The following is a 22,223-nucleotide window of genomic DNA, read 5'->3' as shown; positions in this document are numbered from 1 at the left end:
GACGTATTAACTAATAACTACGTAAAAAATGAATAGAAAGTTTATATATATCGGCTGTACTGCTTTGGCAATGGCATTTCTGAATGTTAGAAGCATTGTGGCGCAAGAGGCGCAGGACAGTCTTGTGAATGTGGCTTTCGGCAAAGTTGCGAAGGAAGACTTGACTCATGCCGTCTCTACCGTCAACACGTCGGAACTGTCGAAGATATTATACAATGGTAATAGCCTGATGGGCCTTAACGGAATGGTGGGCGGCTACAATGGTAACATTTGGGGACAGGGTGCCTTGGTACTAGTTGACGGTGTGCCACGTAGTGCTAGCAACATCAGAGCTACAGAGGTAGAGAGTGTGTCGGTGCTGAAAGACGCTGCTGCTGTAGCGCTCTATGGTAGCCGTGCTTCTAAAGGGGTTATTCTTATTACTACCAAACGTGGTAAAAATGCACCAATGAGTATAGATATTCGTGGTACAGTGGCTGCCAATGTTCCCGTCTCTTATCCCAGATACCTGGACTCGGACTGCTATATGACTCTTTATAATGAAGCGTGCCGCAATGATGGAATAGCAGAGAAATATGATGCTTCTACAATTTACCAGACAACATTGGGTACCAATCCATATCGTTATCCGGATACAGATTTTTATAGTTCGGACTATTTGCGGAAATGTAATGTTACTTCGGGTGTCGTAGGTGAAGTGTACGGTGGAAATGAGAAAACTCATTATTATTTGGATTTCGGTATGAATTATAACAATAGTCTGCTGAAATATGGTGAAGCAAAGAAGGCATATGATATGAGTTTCAATGTACGTGGCAATGTGGATATGTCGCTTGCCTCCTGGTTGAAAGCTAGTACTAATGCTGCTGTGATATTCAATAATAGTTATGCCGGTAGAGGTGACTTTTGGGGAGCTGCCTCAACGCTTCGTCCGAACTGGTTCGCACCATTACTTCCTATAGATATGATGGATCGCACTGTTGCCACTATTGACGAGTATATTACAAATAGCAATCATTTGATTGATGGTCAATATTTGCTTGGTGGTACTTCTGCTGATACAACTAACCCATTTTCGGAATTGTTGGCTGCAGGATATACGAAAGAGAAATCACGTATGTTTATGTTCGATGTTGTCTTGATGGCTGATCTTGGTAACTTACTCAAGGGGTTGTCATTCAAGACTGCCTATAGCGTAGACTACACTTCTTATTATTCTGAAGCTTTTGCAGAGAATTATGCCGTATACCAACCTACTTGGGCAAATGTAAATGGCAGAGATATGATTGTCGGCCTGACTAAGTTCGGGGAAGATAAGAAGGGTACTAATGAATATGTAGGTAAATCAACTTATGACCAGACACTTACTTTCAGTGCACAGTTTGATTATGCGCGCACATTCAATAAATATCACAATGTTTCTGCTACATTGCTAGGATGGGGGTATCAGACTCAAAGTTCTTCGGATGAGAACAATAATGCTATCGGTAGTAGTGTGGCAGGTAGTAATTATCATCGGACTAGCAATGTGAACCTTGGTTTGCGTACATCCTACAATTATGCTCATAAATATTATATCGATTTTAGCGGTGCACTAATTCATTCAGCCAAACTTCCCGAAGGCAAACGTAATGCTTTTTCACCATCTGTCACTTTAGGCTGGAGACTTAGCAAGGAAAAATTTATGAAGAATGTAGCTTTTGTAGACGATTTGAAATTGACGGCGTCATATGCTAAGTTACACCAGGATTTGGACATCTCTGATTACTATATGTATAAGGGGTATTATCTGATGGAACAAAAAAAAACCGGTTGGTATCAATGGCATGATGGAACAGCCGGTGGTGTTCTTTCAGGTTCCATACGTGGCGGAAATCCAGAACTGACATTTATTACTCGAGAAGAGTTCCGTGTGGGGATTGATGCGGCATTGTTTAATAAACTATTGCAGTTGAATGCCAACTATTTCACGCAGACAACTGGTGGTCTGTTGACACGTGGTGCTTCTACCATTTTTCCTTCTTATTTTAATTTGAATGATACCTCATCATTCCTACCTTGGATAAATAATAATGAAGACAAGCGTTCCGGTTTTGATTTTGGAGTTACTGCCAATAAGAAGTTTGGGCAATTGGATGTAACTCTAGGTTTTAATGGAATGGTATTCTCTTCCAAAGCGACCAAGCGCGACGAAGTAACAGAATATGATTACTTACTTGCTGAAGGACATGCGCTCGATGCGGTAAGAGGTTATGTATGCGAGGGCTTTTTCCAGAGTGAGGAAGATATTGCGAAACATCCGAGGCAAACTTTTGGAACCGTAAAACCTGGTGACTTGAAATATAAAGATATCAATGAAGATGGTGTAATAGACAGTAAAGATCAAATCGACTTGGGTAAAGGTGGATGGTCGACAGCGCCTTTCACATTTGGTATCAATCTGAAACTAAAGTATAAAAACTTCTCATTGTTTGCACTTGGTAACGGACAAACTGGTGCTATTGGTATGAAGAATAACTCTTATTACTGGAACAGGGGTACAAGCAAGTTTTCCGAAGTCGTATGGAATCGTTGGACTTACAAGACTGCAGAGACAGCTACTTATCCTCGTTTGACGACTGGTAACGGTGATAACAACTATCGTAATTCTACGTTCTGGATGTACAAAACAAATATGTTTAAATTAGCAAATGTACAATTTAATTATGATTTTCCGGAAAGTACATTCAACGGAACGTTTGTTCGCGGACTCAGTCTGTATTGTGGTGGTAGCAACTTGCTAACCATTTCGAAAGAACGCCAATATATGGAGCTGAGTACCGGTTATCCCCAGATGCGTAACTTTTATGTAGGCTTTAAAGCTGCTTTCTAAATCTAACTAATAAGAAAACATAATATGAATAAGAAAATATTACTTTTTGTAGCTGGCGCCCTGATGCTGGGTGGTTGTGATGACCTCTTCAAACCGGGGCTCGAGAACTTCAAAGATGTAGAGCAGATGTACGAAGATGCCCAGTATGCACAAGGTTTTCTGATGAGTACATACAGTCATATCCCGGGCTATTATGACAATAGTGAGTATGCTACGGACGATGCTGTGGTTAATCAGAAAAGCGATGCGTTCCTCACTATAGCTACTGGTGGATGGACGGCGTCTACATGGACATCTCTCAATCAATGGACAAATTCGTTCAGCTCGATACAGTACCTCAACCTTTTTCTTGAGAATGTTGACCAGGTGAAGTGGGCGGATGATGTAGAGAAAAATGCTCTTTTTGCCCGTCGTACCAAAGGTGAGGCATATGGGCTTCGCGGTATGTTCCTTTATTACCTGCTTCGTGCCCATGCCGGATTCGGAGAAAACGGCGAACTACTGGGTGTACCTATTTTGACAGAATCACAAACAGTAGAATCTAATTTTAATCTTCCTCGTGCCTCTTTTCAGGCTTGCGTAGAACAAATTTACAGTGATTTGTCGAAAGCGGAAGAAATGTTGCCTTGGGAGTATGAGGATGTAACGACGGTTCCTGCAGAGTTCCAATCCCTCACACAAGATATAGGTAAGTATAACACGGTAATGGGGGCAAAGGCACGCCAATTGTTCAACGGGCTAATCGCCCGCGCCTATCGTGTACGTACGGCTATCCTTGCTGCCAGTCCTGCATTTCAAACTCCATCAAATACTTCTACTTGGGAGGAGGCTGCTATGGCAGCTGCCTCTGTTATAGACTATAATGGTGGAATTGACGGCTTGGCTGCAGACGGCATTACTTATTATGAAGCCACCGTTGCAGATGCGGTAAAAGATGGTATAAACCCTAAAGAAATACTTTGGAGAGAAAATATCAGTAGTGGTGATACGAATCAGGAAGGAAGACATTTGCCACCTTCATTGTTCGGTTCCGGCAATATGAACCCCTCACAGAATCTGGTAGACGCATTTCCTATGGCTAACGGGTATCCGATTGATGATGTAACCAACAGTGGGTATGACAAGAGTAAACCTTATGACAAGCGTGATCCTCGTTTGGCTAAGTATATTATCTATAATGGCTCTACTGCGGGAAGCAGTAACAAGACTATCTATACAAGTTCGAAGTCGGCTACAGATGATGGAATCAATACTGTGGAACAGAAATCAACCCGTACAGGTTATTACATGAAGAAACGTTTACGCATGGATGTGAACTGTGACCCTACATCCACTTCTGCAAAGGCACACTACAACCCTCGTGTCCGTTATACTGAAATGTATCTTGACTACGCGGAAGCTGCTAACGAAGCTTGGGGACCAAAGAATGCTAATGGCAACAGCTACTCTGCTTACGATGTTGTGAAGGCCATTCGCAAGCGCGCTGGTGTAGGCGGTGATAATGATCCGTATCTGGAAAAATGTGCAAATGACCCGAATGAAATGCGTAAATTAATTCGCAATGAACGTCGTTTGGAACTTTGTTTCGAAGGATTTCGCTTTTGGGATCTTCGTCGTTGGAATGAGAATCTTAACGAAGCGGTACGTGGTATTGATTGGACTTCTGATGGACAGAGTTATACTACATTCACAGTGGAGGAACGGGCTTATGAGGATTATATGCGCTATTGCCCCATTCCATATTCGGAGACACTCAAATTCAGCAACCTTGTTCAGAATAAGGGCTGGAAGTAATTAAAGAACCTACATATAACATAGATAATGAAAAAGAATTTAATATATATCGGACTAGCCTCATTATTCTTCACTTTTACCTCTTGTGAGAATGGGGAGAATGAGTTCCCTGATTTCGATTATCAGACTGTATATTTTGCCAACCAATATGGTCTGCGTACTATTGAACTTGGTGAGGAAAACTTCTATGACAATACTCTTGATAATCAGCATAAGATGTTGATTAAGGCTGCATGGGGCGGTGGTTATACTAATCGTAAGAATGTTATTATTGATTATGTGGTAGAAGAATCACTATGTGATGGACTCTATTTTAAGGATACTGATATTCCCGTCACTCCAATGCCGGCTTCTTACTATACGCTAGCTTCTAATCAAATCAATATTCCTGTAAATGAGATTTCGGGTGGGGTAGAAGTACAGCTCACTGATGCTTTCTTTGCTGACGAAAAATCTATTGATCGGTACTATGTGATTCCTATTAGGATGAACGATGTGCAAGGAGCTGACTCAATTCTTCAAGGTAGATCTGCCGTAGACTCTCCTGCATGGAATAAGGCTGATGATTGGAGTATACTGCCAAAGAATTATGTACTGTATGCAGTAAAATATGTCAATCCCTGGCACGGACAGTATCTGCGTCGTGGAGTGGATCAAGTTACCATCAATGGTGAATCTAAAAAGCTCATTCGACATGCTGAATTTGTAGAGAAGGATGAGGACGTAGATGTGAATACTGCCGCTTATAAGGAGGATCTCTTGACACTCCAAGTGAAAGATGGCACAGGAGATGCACATAGTTTTACATTACGTCTGACCTTCAATGAGGATGGCGTTTGTTCCATAACCTCCGGTTCACAGGATGTGGTAGCCAGTGGAAACGGTAAGTTCGTGAGTAAAGGGGAAAAGAATAGTCTTGGTGGAAAAGACCGTGATGCTATTTATCTGGAATATAATGTCGAACTGAAAAATCCGGGTATTCAGCTGGCTACAAAAGATACATTGGTACTTCGTACCCGTAATGTCTATGGTGGTGGGACATTTGAGGTAGAGCGAAAATGATGTATTATCTGATATAAACGTTAAAACTAAAAGAATATGAAATATATCAATAATAAGATAATCTCTCTTGTATTGGTAGCCACTGTAGTGGTTTCGTGCAAGGATGAGTACGCTTGTCATCTTCCGTTGGAAAAACCGGAAGAGGTAGCCAATAGCGAGTATTTGAGTACATTCGATCTTTTGAAGTCGTATGTTAATAGCAATAGCTCTTTTAAATTGGCTGCTAATATGTCTGCAAGTCTGCTTGCAAAGAAAGACATTGCATATAGCACTCTGTTGGCAAACTTCAATGCGGTCGATGTGAATGGCTCATTTACCCCACTTAATACGTTGAAAGTAGATGGTACTTATGACTTTGGTGGTATGCAGTCGGTGACTGACCTTGCAGCTGGAGCAGGCATCGCACTTTATGGTGGTTCACTATGTTCAGATCAGGGACAGCGTGCAGCATATTATAATAAGCTCATTGAACCGATTGATATACCGGTAGAAACTGAGACAGGTAAAACTAAGTTATTTAATTTTGATGATGATATAATTGGTAAAACTTACCCTATGACGGGTAATAGCTCGGCTACCGTAGAAGAGGATCCGGCTGGTGAAAGTGGACATGTACTTCACGTAGGCACGGATGCTGTTAAGGCTAATGATTCATACGCCAAGCTCCATGTTGTGCTGCCCAGTGGCAGAATGTTGGGTGATTATGTGAGGTTGAATATAGACTTACGTCATGTTGGTGAAGATGGTATTTATGGGCAAGGTATGAAGGTAATCATAAATGGGACTAAGTTTGATTTGGGAAAAAGTGCAGCTGATCTTGGGGCAACCAATAATAACTGGAAACGCAGTCTTGTAATTAAGTTAAATGATGCTGCTTCCCCAGGATTTGTGATACCAGAAAACATGAGAAGTCTTACCGAATTTGACCTTTCTATCGGTTCTCAATCTGGTACTGCTCAGTATTATCTTGATAATATTTCTATGGAATATGAAGTATCAGGTAAAGGAAGTACTACTATCAATTTTGAGGCTGACGAGTTGAATGCTACGTATCCTATGACCGGTAGCGGAACAGCCACAGTTGTAAAGGACCCGGCCGGAGAGAGTGGTAATGCACTTTACATCAACCAAGCTGCATGGGCATTTCCAAAGTTTACTGTTAAATTGAAAGAAGGCATGACACTGAAAGATTATACCGGCATGATGATGGATATGCGTCTTATCAAGGGAATGTATGGCGGCGGTATGAGCGTAATAATAAATGGACAAACGATCTCTCTTAATCAGAATGCAGCCGGTTATGGTTTTCAGGAAAATGATACATGGAAACGTGGTGGGATACTTGTGACATTTGTAAAGGAGGGTACGTATACCGCTTTGAATGAAAAGGTTCCGGCAGGAACGATTGAGATACCTGATGCCATGAAAGACCTTAATGAAATGGAGTTTTCAATCGGCTCAAGTTCAAGTAACTGGACTGCATACATTGACAACTTGAAGTTTATGTGGGAAGCCCAGCCGCAGCATATAGAGAAGACCCCTGAGGAGAAAAAAGAAATATTTACCAAAGAAATGGAAAAATGGATTGGGGGTATGGTATATGCTGGCGTTAATGAAGTAAACAGCGTGAAGTTGTGGAATATTATTAGCGAGCCACTTGATAATACAACCGATGAAAATACATTCAAATGGAGTGAATATCTGGGTGAAATGGACTATGCACGTACTGCTGTGAAGATTGCACGGGATACAGTGAAGAATGTAGGCGTGGAACTTGAACTTTTTGTTAGCCAAACTATTAACCAGTTTGATGATATGGGGAAAGTCGCCAATGATCTCATCACATTGGTCGATTCGTGGGAGGCAGACAATGTGACCAAAATTGACGGATATAACATTTTGCTTCATGCGATTTATTCCCAAAATGTCACAGACCAGAAAGGTAATGAAGAAATTGTAACCGGATTGTTTGAGAAACTTGCGGCAAGTGGAAAATCTGTGCGCGTCTCTGACCTCAGTATGATGGTGCAGGATGCTAATAGAAACTTCATTGTAGCTAATAAACTTACTTTGGAAGAACGAGCTGCTGCTGCCGATTATCTGGCTTTCATTATGAAAGAGTACAGGAGACTAATTCCTGCTGACAAACAATATGGTATTTCGATATCCGGCATTAGTGAAAGTAATGGTGGAAATACGGTTTGTCCATGGACTTCTGGCTACAATCGGAATGGAATGTATGAAGGAGTAGTTGAGGGGTTGAAATAACCTTGGATAATATGAGTTTAATATAAACATGTTCCGTTAAAAAAATATATATATGAAATATTTACTTTTTAATATGCGACTTTTTCCGGCTCTTCTTTTTTCTTTCTTGCTAGTCTGTTTTTACAGCTGCAAGGATGAGGAAATACTTCAAATTGTGGTAGGTCCTGAACCGCCAAAGTCGGAGAATACGATAGATGATATTAATTCCAACTTAAAAGCGCTGCAACGAATGGTTGTAGCGCAGGAAAAAGGGCTGGATGTAAGATCCTGTGTGGCACTTACTGCCTCTTCTTACAATGTGGAACTTTCAGACGGTAACAGTTTTATCGTGCATACTGAAATTACGCCTTTGGATAAAGGTGAAAGCCCGGTTTATGCTCCAAAACTTGGTGTGAAAAAAGAGGGAGATATATATTATTGGACTATTGACGATGATTGGCTGAATATAAAGGATGCCAAAGTTGCTGTTACACCGGAGTTATCTTCTATTCCTGTGGTAGGGATGGATGAAGATGGATATTGGACAGTGAAATGCAACGATGATGTGAAAACGCTGAAACGCAGGGCGGAAGCTGGAACGGTGAAGAGTATCTTTAACCAGGTGGATATAAAAGGCAAGACGGTGACTTTTAGGTTCAGTGACGGCTCTTTGCCCATTGCTTTCACGATAGATGATAAGGACAATCCTGATGAACCGGTAATGGGGGATTTACGGCGCCCTATCTCTCCGGACAAACCGGCATGGATTTTTCATATCGATACATGGAATCATGCTGACCCACAACGTATCATTGACATGATACCGGCAGACATCCGCCCATATGTTATCTTCAATATTTCACTTTCTGTTCTTCACGATGATGATACCGGAAAATGGGGGCTGGTAGAATATGGGTATGAAGTCGCAAAATCATGGCTTCGTACTTGTGCAGAAAATAATGTATGGGCTATGGTGCAGCCTTCGAGTGGCGGTTTCTCTCATTTCCCGGATTTTGCAACATATGGTCAAATGGAAGGGAGTCTTTATGAAGAGTTCTATCGTGATTATCCCAACTTCTTGGGTTTTAACTATTGCGAACAATTTTGGGGATTTGACGACCCATTCTCGGTGTCATATCCTCAACGTTTGAAACATTGGACAAACTTGATGAAGCTTAACGCCAAATATGGAGGTTATCTGACCATTAGTTTCTGTGGTCCACATTGGGGGGCATCACTTACACCTGTGGCTATGTTTAAGCGTGACGCAGAGTTTGCTGCTGTCTGCCGGGAGCATCCGGAAAATTTGATAGTATGTGAAAAATACACCTCTACCTATGGATTCTTCGACATAGAGAGTGCTTGTTTGGGAGCTTGGCTTTCCGGATATGCAGGACAATATGGGATGCGCTTTGATGAATGTGGTTGGAATGCAATATATTGGAATGGAGATGAGAAATTTCCGGTTGCTGCAGGTGCCATTCCCGCAATAGAACATATTATGTTCACTGGTCAGACTATCTTTGACGGCCCGGAGACTATACCTGAACAGGTATGTAAAGAGGTCAATGCCGTGAGTGCCGGAGATGGATATACAAGGCGTAATTGGGAATTTTATCCCCAACTTTACAATATCAATATGGATATTTATCGTAAAATTCTGGATGGGACAATTCGGATTATGAACCGTCAGGAGGTGATAGATCGTACGAAATATGTGATTGTCAATGACATTACACCTAACAATACTGCTTCTGACCCGGGGTATCTTGCCCCTAAAACATTGTATGATGGGCTATATAAACTTGATGAAGACGGTACTAATTATGAACAGCGTCTATATTTCAAGAAAACAGGTCGTTACCCTACTCTTCCTGTGGTTTATGGTCTTGTTGACGATATAGCCAATTCATTTAGGTATAAAATCAATGCTTCTCAATATAATGGTACATATGGTGATGTGAAACTAAAACAGAGCATATTCAATCGTGACTTCCCTGAAGAATATACCGGAAACTTATATGTTGGGCGTCATGAAAATGCGTGGGTAGCTTACAATGCATATGCAGAAATACGTAATGCTGCTATTCCATTTAAATATAATACGTGTGAGAAGATGGAGCTTGCATTTGCCAAATATTCGGTGTCTGCAATCAAGGAGTACTCTGACAAAGTGACTTTCTATCTTACTAACTACAATGAGAAAGGAATCAAGCAGACAGATGTAATCAAGATTTATGGCAGTACTAATAAGCCGAAGATGACTTATACAGACCGTGCTACTCCTGCTTCATGTAGTATATCAGAAGATTGGACGAATGGTGTGTATACAATGACTGTTATTCATAATGGTGCAGTTGATATAACTGTGAATTGTGCTGGTAATGCTATTGGCAGAGAAACTCAATATACGAAGGCTACTATTAGTGTCCCTGCTAATCCGAATATTTATCATGGTGCCCGTCAATATGAGGCAGAGAACTTTGAATACAAGAATATTAGCCGTATCATCACGAAAAAACCTTATAGTGATACAGAAGGAATTTTGCCGGATTATACTGCCATGGGCTTTCTTAATTTCGGATCCAATGGTAATGCTGCAGTGCGTGATGAAGTTTCTGTAACTGATACAGGTAATTATTCACTTCGTATCCGTTACTGTGCAGCTGCGACAGTCAATACTGTTGATCTTTATGTCAATGGTGTTAAAGTGACTACGCTAGAGTTTGCTCAGACAGGTGTTGGAAACTGGGAGACAACCTCTGCGGGCGTATCTTTGAATGCCGGAAAGAATAAAGTGGAATTAATAGCTAATGGTAGCAGTGCCTCTTGTGACCTCTACTTGGATAACATTGTAATAGAATAGATATGTACTTGTAAGAATATAGTCTGCATAAACGTTTAAGAGAATGCAGACTATATTTAATTAATGTGCTTTTTCGTCGTAACAACGAAGGATGGCGTGTATATAAATTTACTGAGATGAATCGAATAATTATTTTATTATTAATACTTTCTTTGTGTGGGAGTTGTAAAGTAGCCTCTGTCTCTTCAGCTTTCACTAATCCGGTTGTTTACGCCGATGTTCCTGATATGGATGTAATCAGAGTCGGAGATGATTTTTATATGATGAGTACCACTATGCATTTGATGCCGGGTGCTCCGGTTATGAGATCGAAAGACCTGGTAAACTGGGAAATTATCAGTTATGTTTTTGACCGGTTGACAGATACTTCCAATTACGATCTGATAAATGGCACTGTTTATGGCCGTGGGCAATGGGCTACGTCGATTCGTTATCATAAAGGGAAGTTTTATGTACTGTTCTCTCCCAATGATAAGCCTTATCGCTCATATATTTATACTGCGACAGATCCTGCAGGAAAGTGGGAGCTACTAACACGAACACAACATTTCCATGATTCTTCCCTCTTTTTTGATGACGACGGTCGGGTGTATGTTTTCTCGGGTACGGGTTCTCTGAAAGAGCTAAATGCTGACCTTTCAGATGTAAAGCCGGATGGGGTGGATATGAAGATTTTTGAACGGGATGAAACTGAAACCGGACTATTGGAAGGAAGTCGGGTTGTGAAATATGATGGGAAATATTATTTACTAATGATCTCATGGCCGAAAGGCGGAAATCGCAGACAGGTGTGCTATCGTGCCGATAAGATCACTGGACCATACGAAAAGAAAGTAATATTGGAAGATAATTTTGCCGGATTTCCTTATGTAGGGCAGGGGTGCATTGTAGATGATACGAAAGGGAATTGGTATGGAATGATTTTTCAAGATCGTGGTGGCGTAGGAAGGGTGGCTACACTGATGCCTTGCCGTTGGATTGACGGATGGCCGATATTGGGAGATGAAAATGGTAAAGTGCCTTTGTTGATGGAAAAACCTGTACAAGGGTGTCCGGAAAAGTCTCTTGTTGTAAGTGATGACTTCAGTGATTCAAAACTGAAACTGAACTGGCAGTGGAATCACAATCCGGTGAACGAGGCCTGGTCGTTGACGGAACGTCCCGGTTTCTTGAGATTGAAAACAAACAGGGTGGTTGATAATCTTTTTTTAGCTCCAAATACGATTAGCCAACGGATGGAAGGTCCGGAATGCAGCGGTGTGGTTGCATTGGATGTCGCTCATATGAAGGAAGGAGATGTGGCAGGCTTTAGTGCTTTTAACGGGGATGCGGCTCTGCTGTCAGTTATTGTGAGAAATGGAAAGAAATATCTTACAATGTCTGTGGACTCTGTAAGTCTGGATAGTTCTAACAAAGCTGTTCTTGATGTGAAAAGTGAAGAAAAGGAACAATTGGAACTTAACCAATCTGTCGTTTACTTACGGATTGACGGGAATTTCCGTCTGAACCATGATATAGCGTCTTGCTATTATAGCTTGGATAATAAGAATTGGAAGAAGATAGGAGAAGATTTCAAGATGAAGTTTGATTACCGCAGGCTTTTTATAGGGACTAGATTTGCTATTTTTAATTATGCAACCAACTCACTTGGAGGATATGTGGATGTAGATTATTTTGATTATAAGAAAACTGAATAACTGTTCTAAATTTTGTATGTGAGGAATGTGTTATGTAGGAAAAATGAAAAGAATAATGGAGATGAGAAAATTAGGAGTATTGGTAGCCTTGTCTATTTATACCTTGTCATTGCAAGCGCAGTCGAATTTTCAAAGCCGGGTAATTACTGATACGGTTTACAGCGAGTTTTTAAAGACAAAGCGTGCATTTACAGTGTATTTACCTAAGAGTTTCGAACACAATAAAGAAAAAAAATATCCGATTCTCTATCTTTTGCACGGTATGTGGGAAAAGAATGATGTGTGGGCGAATCGCGGACATATAAAAGATATAATGGATTGCCTTACTGCGAATGGGGAAGTTTGTGAAATGATTGTTGTCACTCCTGATGCAGGAGGTGGAGATCCGAATATCTATCAAAATGGATATTTTGATATGGCAGGATGGAAATATGAAACATTTTTCTTCATGGAGTTCTTGCCATTTGTAGAAGGACGGTATCGTGTAATTGGTGATAAACAACATCGTGCTATTGCAGGGCTTTCGATGGGAGGTGGAGGAGCTATCAGTTATGGTCAGCGTCATTCCGATATGTTTTGTGCGGTTTATGCAATGAGTGCATTAATGGATATTCCGCAAGAAGGAGCAGCTCGTTTTGATGACCCGAACGGAAAGTTGGCAGTATTGACTCGTTCGGTGATAGAGAAGAGTTGCGTGAAATATATCACAGCATCCAATGAAGAGCGAAAAACTGAATTACGTAGTGTTGCCTGGTTTGTTGATTGTGGCGACGATGATTTCCTGCTTGACCGGAATATAGAGTTCTATCGTGCGATGCGTGGGGCGAATATTCCTTGCCAATTCCGTGTACGTGACGGCGGGCATACTTGGGAATACTGGCATTCGGCTCTTTACACTTGTTTGCCTTTTGTAAGTCGTATATATCATAGTTTGTGTTTTACTCAAATAAAATAGGTGTTGCTGTATGATAAAGCGTGTGTTATTCTTAGGTATATTAATTGGCTTGCTGCATTCAGCTGCATATTCTGTTGATTTTGTACGTTTAAAACGGAATATAAATCGTGAATGGAAATTTGTATTATCTGATATCAAAGGTGCTGAAGTTACGGATTTCAATGACGGAGATTGGCAAAATATATCTCTGCCACATTCTTTTTCGATACCCTATTTTATGTGGAGTAAGATCTATAACGGTTACGGTTGGTATCGTAAGGTGATTGACATACCCACTGAATGGAAGGATAAGAATGTGACACTGGAATTCGAAGGCTCTTTCATAGAAACTGAAGTATATATTAATGGTACGTATTTAGGTAAACATATCGGTGGCTATACAGGATTCTTTTTTGATATAACCCGTTACCTGAATGCTGGGAAGAATGTTATTGCCGTTCGGGTTAATAATCTTTGGAAACCGGATGTAGCTCCTCGCGCTGGTGATCACCAGTTTAGTGGAGGAATTTATCGGGATGTTTATTTGAATGTCACAGATAAGTTGCATGTTGATGTGTATGGAACCTTTGCCTATACTGCTGCTATTAGTAAAAAAGAAGCCTTATGTGAGATACAGACAGAAATAAGGAATAATTATCCATCGGACAAGAATTGTATAATAAATACAGAAATCGAATCACCTGTGGGTAAGGTTGTATCAAAAGTACAATCGAAGATGTTGGTGAAAGGGAATGAAGTAAAGATTGTTAGACAGGTATTTCCAAGAATAAGTGAACCGCAGTTGTGGTCTCCGGAATCTCCCCAACAGTACAAGGCTGTGACAACAGTAATGGCAGACGGAAAAGTGATGGATAAATATGAGACTACTTTTGGACTTCGTTGGTTTGACTGGACAGCAGACAAGGGCTTTTTCTTGAATGGGGAACACTATTATCTCTTGGGTGCCAACGTGCATCAAGATCAAGCCGGATGGGGAGATGCTGTGACGAATGCGGCTATGCGTCGTGATGTACAAATGATCAAAGATGCCGGATTCAATTGTATACGGGGTTCTCATTACCCACATGATCCTGCTTTCGTTCAAGCTTGTGATGAGATTGGGCTTATATTCTTTTCCGAGAATGCTTTTTGGGGAACAGGTGGTGCATTTGGTGATCGTTTTAGTTGGAATCATCCTACTTCCAGTTGCTACCCGGCAAATCCGGAATATCGTCCGAAATTTGATGAAAGTGTTTTGGCGCAGTTGAAGGAGATGATAAAGATTCATCGTAACCATGCTTCTATTGCTGCATGGAGTATGTGCAACGAACCTTTCTTTACCGATTGGGAGACTTTCAAAGACATGAAGTCCTTGTTGAATCAGGTTACCGACAGTGCATCTGTTTGGGATCCTACTAGAAAAGTGGCAATCGGTGGGGCGCAACGGGGAGAAATAGATCGTTTGGGGAAAAATGTTATTGCTTTTTATAATGGTGATGGTGCATCTCGCACTGAATTTCAGAACCCGGGGGTACCTAATCTTGTTTCAGAGTATGGAAGTACAACTTCTTACCGTCCCGGACGTTTCTTTGCCGGCTGGGGGGATGTTGTGAAAACACCTGGGTATGCTGATCCTTGGAATCCTCCAACATGGCGTAGTGGACAGATTATTTGGTGTGGCTTCGACCATGGCACTATTTTTGGAACTGGATTGGCTACTATGGGAATGATAGATTATTTTCGTTTGCCTAAACGTCAATATTATTGGTATGTAGAGGCTTTGAAGAAAGGGAATAGGAATCCGCAGGAACCTGAATGGCCTAGTAAGGGCATACCTGCAAGACTGGGGCTGAAAGCGAGCAATAATATCATATCATCGACAGATGGGATAGATGATGCCCAATTGGTGGTAACTGTCTTGGATGAGTATAATAGGCATATTAGTAATAATGTGCCTATAGAATTGAGAATCCTTTCAGGACCAGGCGAGTTTCCGACAGGCAGAATGATACGTTTTGTGCCTCCTTCTCAGGAAGAGGCCTCGGATATAGCGGTTCGTGACGGGCAGGCAGCTATTGCCTTTCGTTCTTACCATGCAGGTAAAACGGTCATTCAAGCGATAACGGATGGTTTGGAACCGGCTGTTATTGAGATTATTACTTTAGGAACTCCTATGTGGGAAGAGGGAGTAACTGTTCCTGTTGCTGGACGTCCTTATCACAGGTATGAAGGGGAAGTTTGCGAACGAGTTTCCGATACTAATAAAATGCTGCTGGCTACCTATCGTCCCACTTGGGTTAGTTCTTCTTTAGAGGGAACTAATAAAGCTTATGTAAATGATGGAGATGTGACTACATTTTGGAAACCTGTTGTTACTGACAGGGAGAAATGGTGGAAGTTAGCTTTGGAAGCTTCTTATTGCATTAGTAAAATTCAAGTGGAATTGCCTGAGGCTGATGTTGTATATCAATATAAAATAGAAGTCTCTGTTGATGATCTAATTTGGAAGGAAGTCATATCAGACAGGGTGAGTAGTAAGGATATAAAAGTCAGAACTTTCCAAGGAGATTTTGGATGTGATATCGCTTTTGTCCGTATCAGTTTCATTTCGGAAGAGGCCGGATTGACCGAAGTTCGTATAGGTGGAAAATGAGATTAGATCTGACAACTTGAATACAAATAATTAGGAATATTCTATAAAATCTATCTTTTGAAATTAACTAAAGAGCAAGTTTTCGTTTCTAATGGAATTTGCTCTTTAGTTTTTGCACATTTCCTACTTCTTGAGTAAAAACTAATAGTCAGGGCACAAGTATAGAAAATTGGAGAAGATTAAAAAAGCTTTCTCTCTTTAATATTATGACAAATGACTATGCAATGAGATATTCAGGACTATGTATGTGTAATTAATGCTCTTGGCGATAGATGCCAGAGGTTAAGTTAGGAGAATATGAAGAAGTAGATAAGAAAATGATTATTCTTTTAATTATACTTCAAACTCATGCCAGAATCGCAGAGAGTTTGAAGTATAATAATATGCTATAAAAGCAATGGGGAATATCGTTCTTCAAGTTCCGGTTTTCATTGCTTTATTGTGTGTTGATTCTATTCAGCCAATAGAATGGTGTAAGTTTTGACAGTCCCCTTATACTCAAAGTTTACTACTGCTTTCTTGTTGCCTGAAGTGGGTTGAATGACGTCTATTTTTACACTAGGATCATTTGAGGTAGCAGAGACTTTAGGCGTATCTTCAGTATTGGCAGGAATGGTGTACGTTGTCTCATACTGATTAAATCCGGTAATGCCATTTGCATTGGTTGATCTTACCGGTGTAGTTGGTAAATCCACTTTCTGTCCGTCAACCATAATCTCTACTGTAGGGATCGTCGGATATTCCAGACTTTTGCCCTTTTTACTGAAACCTAACCCCTGAAGCACACACAATTTTTCTTTAGAATTACTTTCAGCAACCAAGAAGATCGCGTGTTTTTTGTCCAACTTGTCTACAACTTCAGATACGTCAATCGTATATTTCGTTATTTCCTGAATAGAACCGGCAGGAACAGTGATTTCGCCAATCTTTTTCCCTTTCCAAACACTATTATCCCAAGGTCCGTCCAACCAAATGTTTATTTTGAAAGAAGCATCGGTCATAGGAGTCAGGAAGAGATTGAATGATGTCTTATTCCCCTTTTGGGTTCCTTCAAAAGGTTTTAATCCTTTTTGAGCTTTCTTCAAACCGCCAAAACCAAAATATTTATAGCCGATGATATCGTTACCTCGTACATCTACAGGCATATTATTATCCCAAATATCCCAGGAATCCTGTTGGCTACCGATATTTGATAAATAACAGGCATATCCGGCAGAATAATATTTATATGGATCCAGTCCAAAGATCTGAAAACCTTCAGAAGTGACTTCCGCGCCTGTATATTCACTGCCATTTGTTGCTTTAGCTTCCCATATCCCTTCTTTTGCATAAGGATCGTATCCGTGAATAACTACCTTTCCACCTTCCGCAACAGATTTCTCATCCCATTTGATAGTGACGGGAGCAACCATTGCCTGACGTGCAAAACCAAATCCGCGTGGAGGACGGTGATAGAATACGTACCACTGACCGTTAATCTCTTGTAGACTGCCATGTGTATTGTGCGCTGCGTTGGTTGCCTGTAATTTACTGCCATCCTGATTGGGAACTACTCCGCGGGAGTCTACAAGTACCCCACCGCTGCGCCATGGACCTAACGGAGAATCACCAAAAGCATAACGGAGGGTTGAATTGGAATTTCCCAAACCATACTCCGGTCCGGAGTACCCGGAAAAGATCATCACATATTTATTACCGATCTGGCGAATAGACGATGCTTCGAAGAATTTGAAATCTTTGGGATTCTGCTCTTTATACAATGCAGGATAGGTTGTTCCGGCAGGATCTCTTATGATACCGGAATTGGTACTTGCCGGAATAAAATAAGGGATAATTTCAGTTCCCGGTCTGACGGAATACATCGTATTCTGATCTAGTTGGGCTGCTGACGATCTTTGGAATCCCCAGAATCCGTAAGCACGAAATCCTATTTCATAATCAGGATCATTGGGATCTGTGATGTTTTCAACAAAGACGGATGGATCGAATCCAAGAAAGCTACCAGGAAGTGTTCGTGTACCATCTTCGTTCAGATTGATAGGAGTAAAAGGCCCGTCCGGACGGCTACCTTTGCAAACCATAGCCTCACGGTTACGGCCACGACTATGTGGAAATAGATAATATTCCTTAGTTCCGTCTTTTCTCTTTATTTCAACCAGATCGGGAGCATACATGACGTCCCACTGGTTTTGAACGTGGTACGTAAAGATGGCTCCCTCATCTCGCCAATTGGTTAAATCTTCTACAGGAGCCGACCACATGCGAATATCTGCCCCACAGTAGCTAGTGAAACGAACATCGTGTGAACCGATAATGTATATACGATATTTGCCGGGATTATCCGGGTCCTCAAATACACGGGGCTCTCCGTCGGGAAGATGTTCCCAAAGCGGCAGATAAGGATTCCCCGTGCCTATGATGTTAAGTTCTTTGTTATTCTTGTTGGCTCCTACCATATTTTGAGTAGTGAGTAGTGTCATTGCTATACATAATAGAATTGTATACAGCATTCCATCGTTTTTTCTGTTCATATTTGCTGAAATTTTGTTTCAGGCAAAGTTAGTCTGTTATTTATAGACTATGTTTTAATTTTGCATCTGATTATTTCACAGAGGTTACTGTCGGTTTCATTTTATATCTTTCATGTTACATTAAGCTATATTTGCTCTCCTTTTGTATCCGTATTTTTAATTGTTTGTCAAATTGAATTTTAAAGGAATACATAAAATAAAAGGCTCTTTCTTACTGCCTTTAATAAATCTGTGTGATGTTAATTCCCTATTTAATAATAAGTGAAGATTCTCGTTACTTCTTAGCTACCAATACTATATTATTAATATCTACTTTTTCCTTTTTCCCTATTCCAATAGAGATCTTCGTAATAGTGCCCGGAACTATACTGATAATGCTGTTCTTTTCATCTTTAAAAATTATACATAGCAGAATCAAAGGTGGGTATAACTAAGATTGTCAAGTTTGTGTTGACGGATGAAATTGATTAAGCATTTTTGGTGTATAATTTATCTCTTATTCGTGAAGTTATTAATCGTAAAAGTCTTATCTAGTTTATTATCTCATGGCTTTGAGTGAAATCACACTATTGTGTTTAGGTAATACATCGTGATTTGTGCTCTTTTTATTATCAGCCTTGTCTTCTTGGCAAGTAGCTTGTTTGCGACTGATTAAGTGGGGATAGGGAGAGAAGCTGGTATAGTTACGTTGGGATGCCGGTATTGTTCCATTAAAGTACCGACATTGCTAACTTCCCACGGCCGTGACAAGATCTTCCCACGGCTGTGGTAGGAACTCTTCACGGATGTGGGAAGAAGCTACCACGGCCGTGGTGAATTAAGTATATCGGTATCCTGATCGAACAATAGTGATTGAATGATATAAGTATACCAGTTGTATGACGGATGTTTAATGGGGGCCTGTCGTGAAAGGTAAGTAAAGCTGGATTGATCTTTTTATCTACTTTCTCTTTTGCTTTTCGATTCGTTCATAAACAGATAAGATCTCTTGTAGCCTCCGTAGTCTACGACTAGCTTTTCAAGCACGATACCCGGATCAAGAGGTTTGAAAGTGATTGTCTGCATACCGTCTGATGTGTTCGGTACATTCAGTTTTGCTTTTTTCTCAACGATGCGTCGTGCAACTGTCGGATAGTATATGCTGTATACATTTTCAGGAAGCTCATTTAAGTTATGATTGAAATTGATTGTCTGATCCTTTCCTCCTTCAAATCCGATACTGTACTCATGTCCTTTGCGATCATGGAAAGCAAGAGTTGATTTTACTATCACATGGACAGTCACCTTGTCAATGCCTTTAGGCAAGTTTATCTTGTAGGAGATGGAAGCTCCGTCAGTCGGTTGTGTGTAAGGCATCAGAGCCATGCCACTAAGGGTTCGTCCCATATAGGGGATCACTGTCCATTCCGTACCTGGCGCTGCTTTAGCGCTGTAATAATGTTCGGCTTCTATAGCTATATATCCGTCTTGTCCGGTGAAGACGTATCCACCGACAGCTTTTTCCGGCTTCTCGATGCGGTAGATTTTGGGCTGTGTATCAGCGGGGAAGTTATCATTCCACGATGTATAACCGATATGTTTCTGAATCATCATATTCTTCCATTTACCGCTGGACATAACGTTGTTATAATCGTCACTCAAAGCTTTATCCCGTACAAAGGTCTGTTCTACCTTGTCTGCCCATTCATTGGCCTGCGGATTGTTTTCTTTATACAATTTATGGTTCATGGCTTGTGCATAATACATTTCGTACAGGTTTGCCATTGCTTGAACGGGGAAGAGAATCAACTGTTTGTAGGCGTCTTTATATTCCGGTTTCAGTGATATGTATTGTCTCAAAGCTTCCGCTTCCAGTTTCAGATATTCATCAGATACTTGTTTCCATTCACCTGTCTCCAGGTTATAAGTATTCCAGTCGAGCATTTCTCCCGTCACGCGACCGTTGTATTTGCTGTACAGGTTTAAGATTCGCATGGCTTCATCCGCCTGGTCTTCGCCAAACTGCTGTGCGCAGAAACGACGGGGATGATCCAGTAAGTTGGAGACGTTGAATTGTTTGGGATTCCATGCCATATCCATGAAGAGCGTGATTGGATATTCCATGGGTTTCAAATCGCCTACATTCAGTATCCATAGCTTTTCTACTCCGTAATCGTATGTGAGTTGAAGTTGCTCCCACATATTTTGTATAGGGGTTACGTTCAGCCACTTGGAATTTCTCGGAGCGCCTACGTAGTCTACATGGTAATACATACCCCAACCGCCCGGATGCTTACGTTCCTTGGCATTCGGCAGGCGGCATACATTGCCCCAATTATCATCACACAATAGCATGATTACATCATCGGGCACACGCATACCTTTATCATAATAATCCAGTACTTCTTTGTATAGTGCCCATACTTGCGGAGTTTCTTTGGCAGGACGTTTGGTAATCTCTTCAATAATCTTGCGCTGGTTTTTCACTACATTCTCCAGAAGTTTCACATTGGTACTTTCACTCATGGCTGCGTCACCGTCTCCGCGCATACCGATGGTTACGATATCCTCTGTTCCTTGCATACGTTCGATGCCTTCACGGAAGAACTGGTCGATGACCTTTTGGTTGGTCGAATAATCCCATGCACCATATTCTTTGCGTTTGCGTGACCATTCCTGATGATTACGTGCCATCGGTTCGTGGTGGGATGTACCGATAATGACTCCCATCTCACTTGCTGTCTTGCTGTTCTGCGGATCATCCTGATAGAAAGCCCAGCTCCACATGGCCGGCCAAAGGAAATTACCTTTCAGGCGTAGTATCAGTTCGCACACTCGTGCATAAAAACGATGGTCACCATAGTTGGTTCCGTAAGTGTGTTTCACCCATCGGGTAAGACATGGTGCTTCATCATTCAGAAAGATGCCGCGATAGGTTACGGCCGGTTCTCCGTCCGAGTACTGTCCGGGTTTGATATATACATTAGGCTGTTTCATGACGGGAACATCTGCCCACCAATACCAGGGAGATACTCCCATCTGTTCGGAAAGCTCATAGATACCATAAATAGTACCGCGTCTGTCGCTACCGATGATAACTACCGCTTCATCTACCCCCTCACAAGGGTTGGAGATGACTTGTAGGATATATTTTTCATTTTTCCCATCCAATTCCTTTTTGTCTATTTTTCCTGCTGATACCAGCTTCTTTATAAAAGGAGTGCCGTAAGTACCTGCGATGATACATCGTTTCGAACTTGCGCTTGTTAAGAGTTCGGGCTTTTTTCCGCATACTTGCAGTATGTCTTGTTGAAGATTGCCGGCAGCAATCATTACCCCTTTGTCTTCGGAAGAATCTATGTATATCGGACAAGGAACTCCGTTGGCAACCAACGGGAAATGATTGCCGGTTGCTGTGAATACTACGAATGGTTCAGCGGCAAATGCCGCTATACTCACAACAGAGAGATAGAAGAATAGAAATAACTTTTTCATGGTTTCAATATTTAATAACTTGTGGTTAATCATTTATTATTCCATTTGTACTGTGACACGATGCAAAGATAGTTAGTATTGATAAGAACGGGC

The 22,223-nt window shown here is 41.1% G+C and carries 10 protein-coding genes; 8 read left to right on the top strand and 2 right to left on the bottom strand.

Annotation, left to right across the window (positions count from 1 at the left end; translation table 11 throughout):
* Window positions 1-28: 28 nt before the first annotated feature.
* From NQ505_RS02370 to NQ505_RS02335, 8 genes are all read left to right on the top strand, one after another.
* A complete protein-coding gene (locus NQ505_RS02370) occupies window positions 29-2,872 on the top strand; it encodes a SusC/RagA family TonB-linked outer membrane protein (RefSeq protein WP_008997989.1) in 2,844 nt (947 codons plus the stop codon).
* A 24-nt stretch (window positions 2,873-2,896) separates the two neighbouring features.
* Window positions 2,897-4,666 carry a RagB/SusD family nutrient uptake outer membrane protein gene (locus tag NQ505_RS02365; protein WP_008997988.1) on the top strand — a complete coding sequence of 590 codons (1,770 nt, stop codon included), beginning with the start codon at window positions 2,897-2,899 and terminating at the stop codon, window positions 4,664-4,666.
* 27 nt (window positions 4,667-4,693) lie between these two features.
* Window positions 4,694-5,728: a DUF5627 domain-containing protein gene (locus NQ505_RS02360; protein WP_008997987.1), complete on the top strand. Its 1,035-nt coding sequence runs from the start codon at window positions 4,694-4,696 to the stop codon at window positions 5,726-5,728.
* 36 nt (window positions 5,729-5,764) lie between these two features.
* The gene (locus NQ505_RS02355) at window positions 5,765-7,996 is read left to right on the top strand and encodes an endo-1,4-beta-xylanase (protein WP_008997986.1); all 2,232 of its coding nucleotides are present in this window, start codon (window positions 5,765-5,767) and stop codon (window positions 7,994-7,996) included.
* Between the two features lie 52 nt (window positions 7,997-8,048).
* Window positions 8,049-10,841 carry a glycoside hydrolase family 98 domain-containing protein gene (locus NQ505_RS02350; protein ID WP_008997985.1) on the top strand — a complete coding sequence of 931 codons (2,793 nt, stop codon included), beginning with the start codon at window positions 8,049-8,051 and terminating at the stop codon, window positions 10,839-10,841.
* A gap of 116 nt (window positions 10,842-10,957) precedes the next feature.
* Window positions 10,958-12,538: a glycoside hydrolase 43 family protein gene (locus NQ505_RS02345; RefSeq protein WP_032853295.1), complete on the top strand. Its 1,581-nt coding sequence runs from the start codon at window positions 10,958-10,960 to the stop codon at window positions 12,536-12,538.
* A 61-nt stretch (window positions 12,539-12,599) separates the two neighbouring features.
* Entirely contained in the window at window positions 12,600-13,493 is an 894-nt protein-coding gene (locus NQ505_RS02340) for an alpha/beta hydrolase (protein ID WP_032853294.1), read from the top strand.
* A gap of 10 nt (window positions 13,494-13,503) precedes the next feature.
* A complete protein-coding gene (locus NQ505_RS02335; RefSeq protein WP_008997982.1) occupies window positions 13,504-16,125 on the top strand; it encodes a glycoside hydrolase family 2 protein in 2,622 nt (873 codons plus the stop codon).
* 452 nt (window positions 16,126-16,577) lie between these two features.
* On the opposite strand, the gene NQ505_RS02330 is transcribed toward NQ505_RS02335, so the two are convergent.
* Together NQ505_RS02330 and NQ505_RS02325 are read right to left on the bottom strand one after the other, a co-directional pair.
* The gene (locus tag NQ505_RS02330) at window positions 16,578-18,581 is read right to left on the bottom strand and encodes a hypothetical protein (protein ID WP_232292984.1); all 2,004 of its coding nucleotides are present in this window, start codon (window positions 18,579-18,581) and stop codon (window positions 16,578-16,580) included.
* Window positions 18,582-19,592: 1,011 nt separating this feature from the next.
* Complete coding sequence (locus NQ505_RS02325) at window positions 19,593-22,130, bottom strand: glycosyl hydrolase 115 family protein (RefSeq protein ID WP_008997979.1); 2,538 nt, start codon at window positions 22,128-22,130, stop codon at window positions 19,593-19,595.
* Window positions 22,131-22,223 lie beyond the last annotated feature (93 nt).

This window comes from Bacteroides sp. D2, assembly GCF_025147085.1.
In the GTDB taxonomy this organism is placed as follows: Bacteria; Bacteroidota; Bacteroidia; order Bacteroidales; family Bacteroidaceae; genus Bacteroides.
This window is presented reverse-complemented; position numbering and strand designations above follow the sequence as displayed.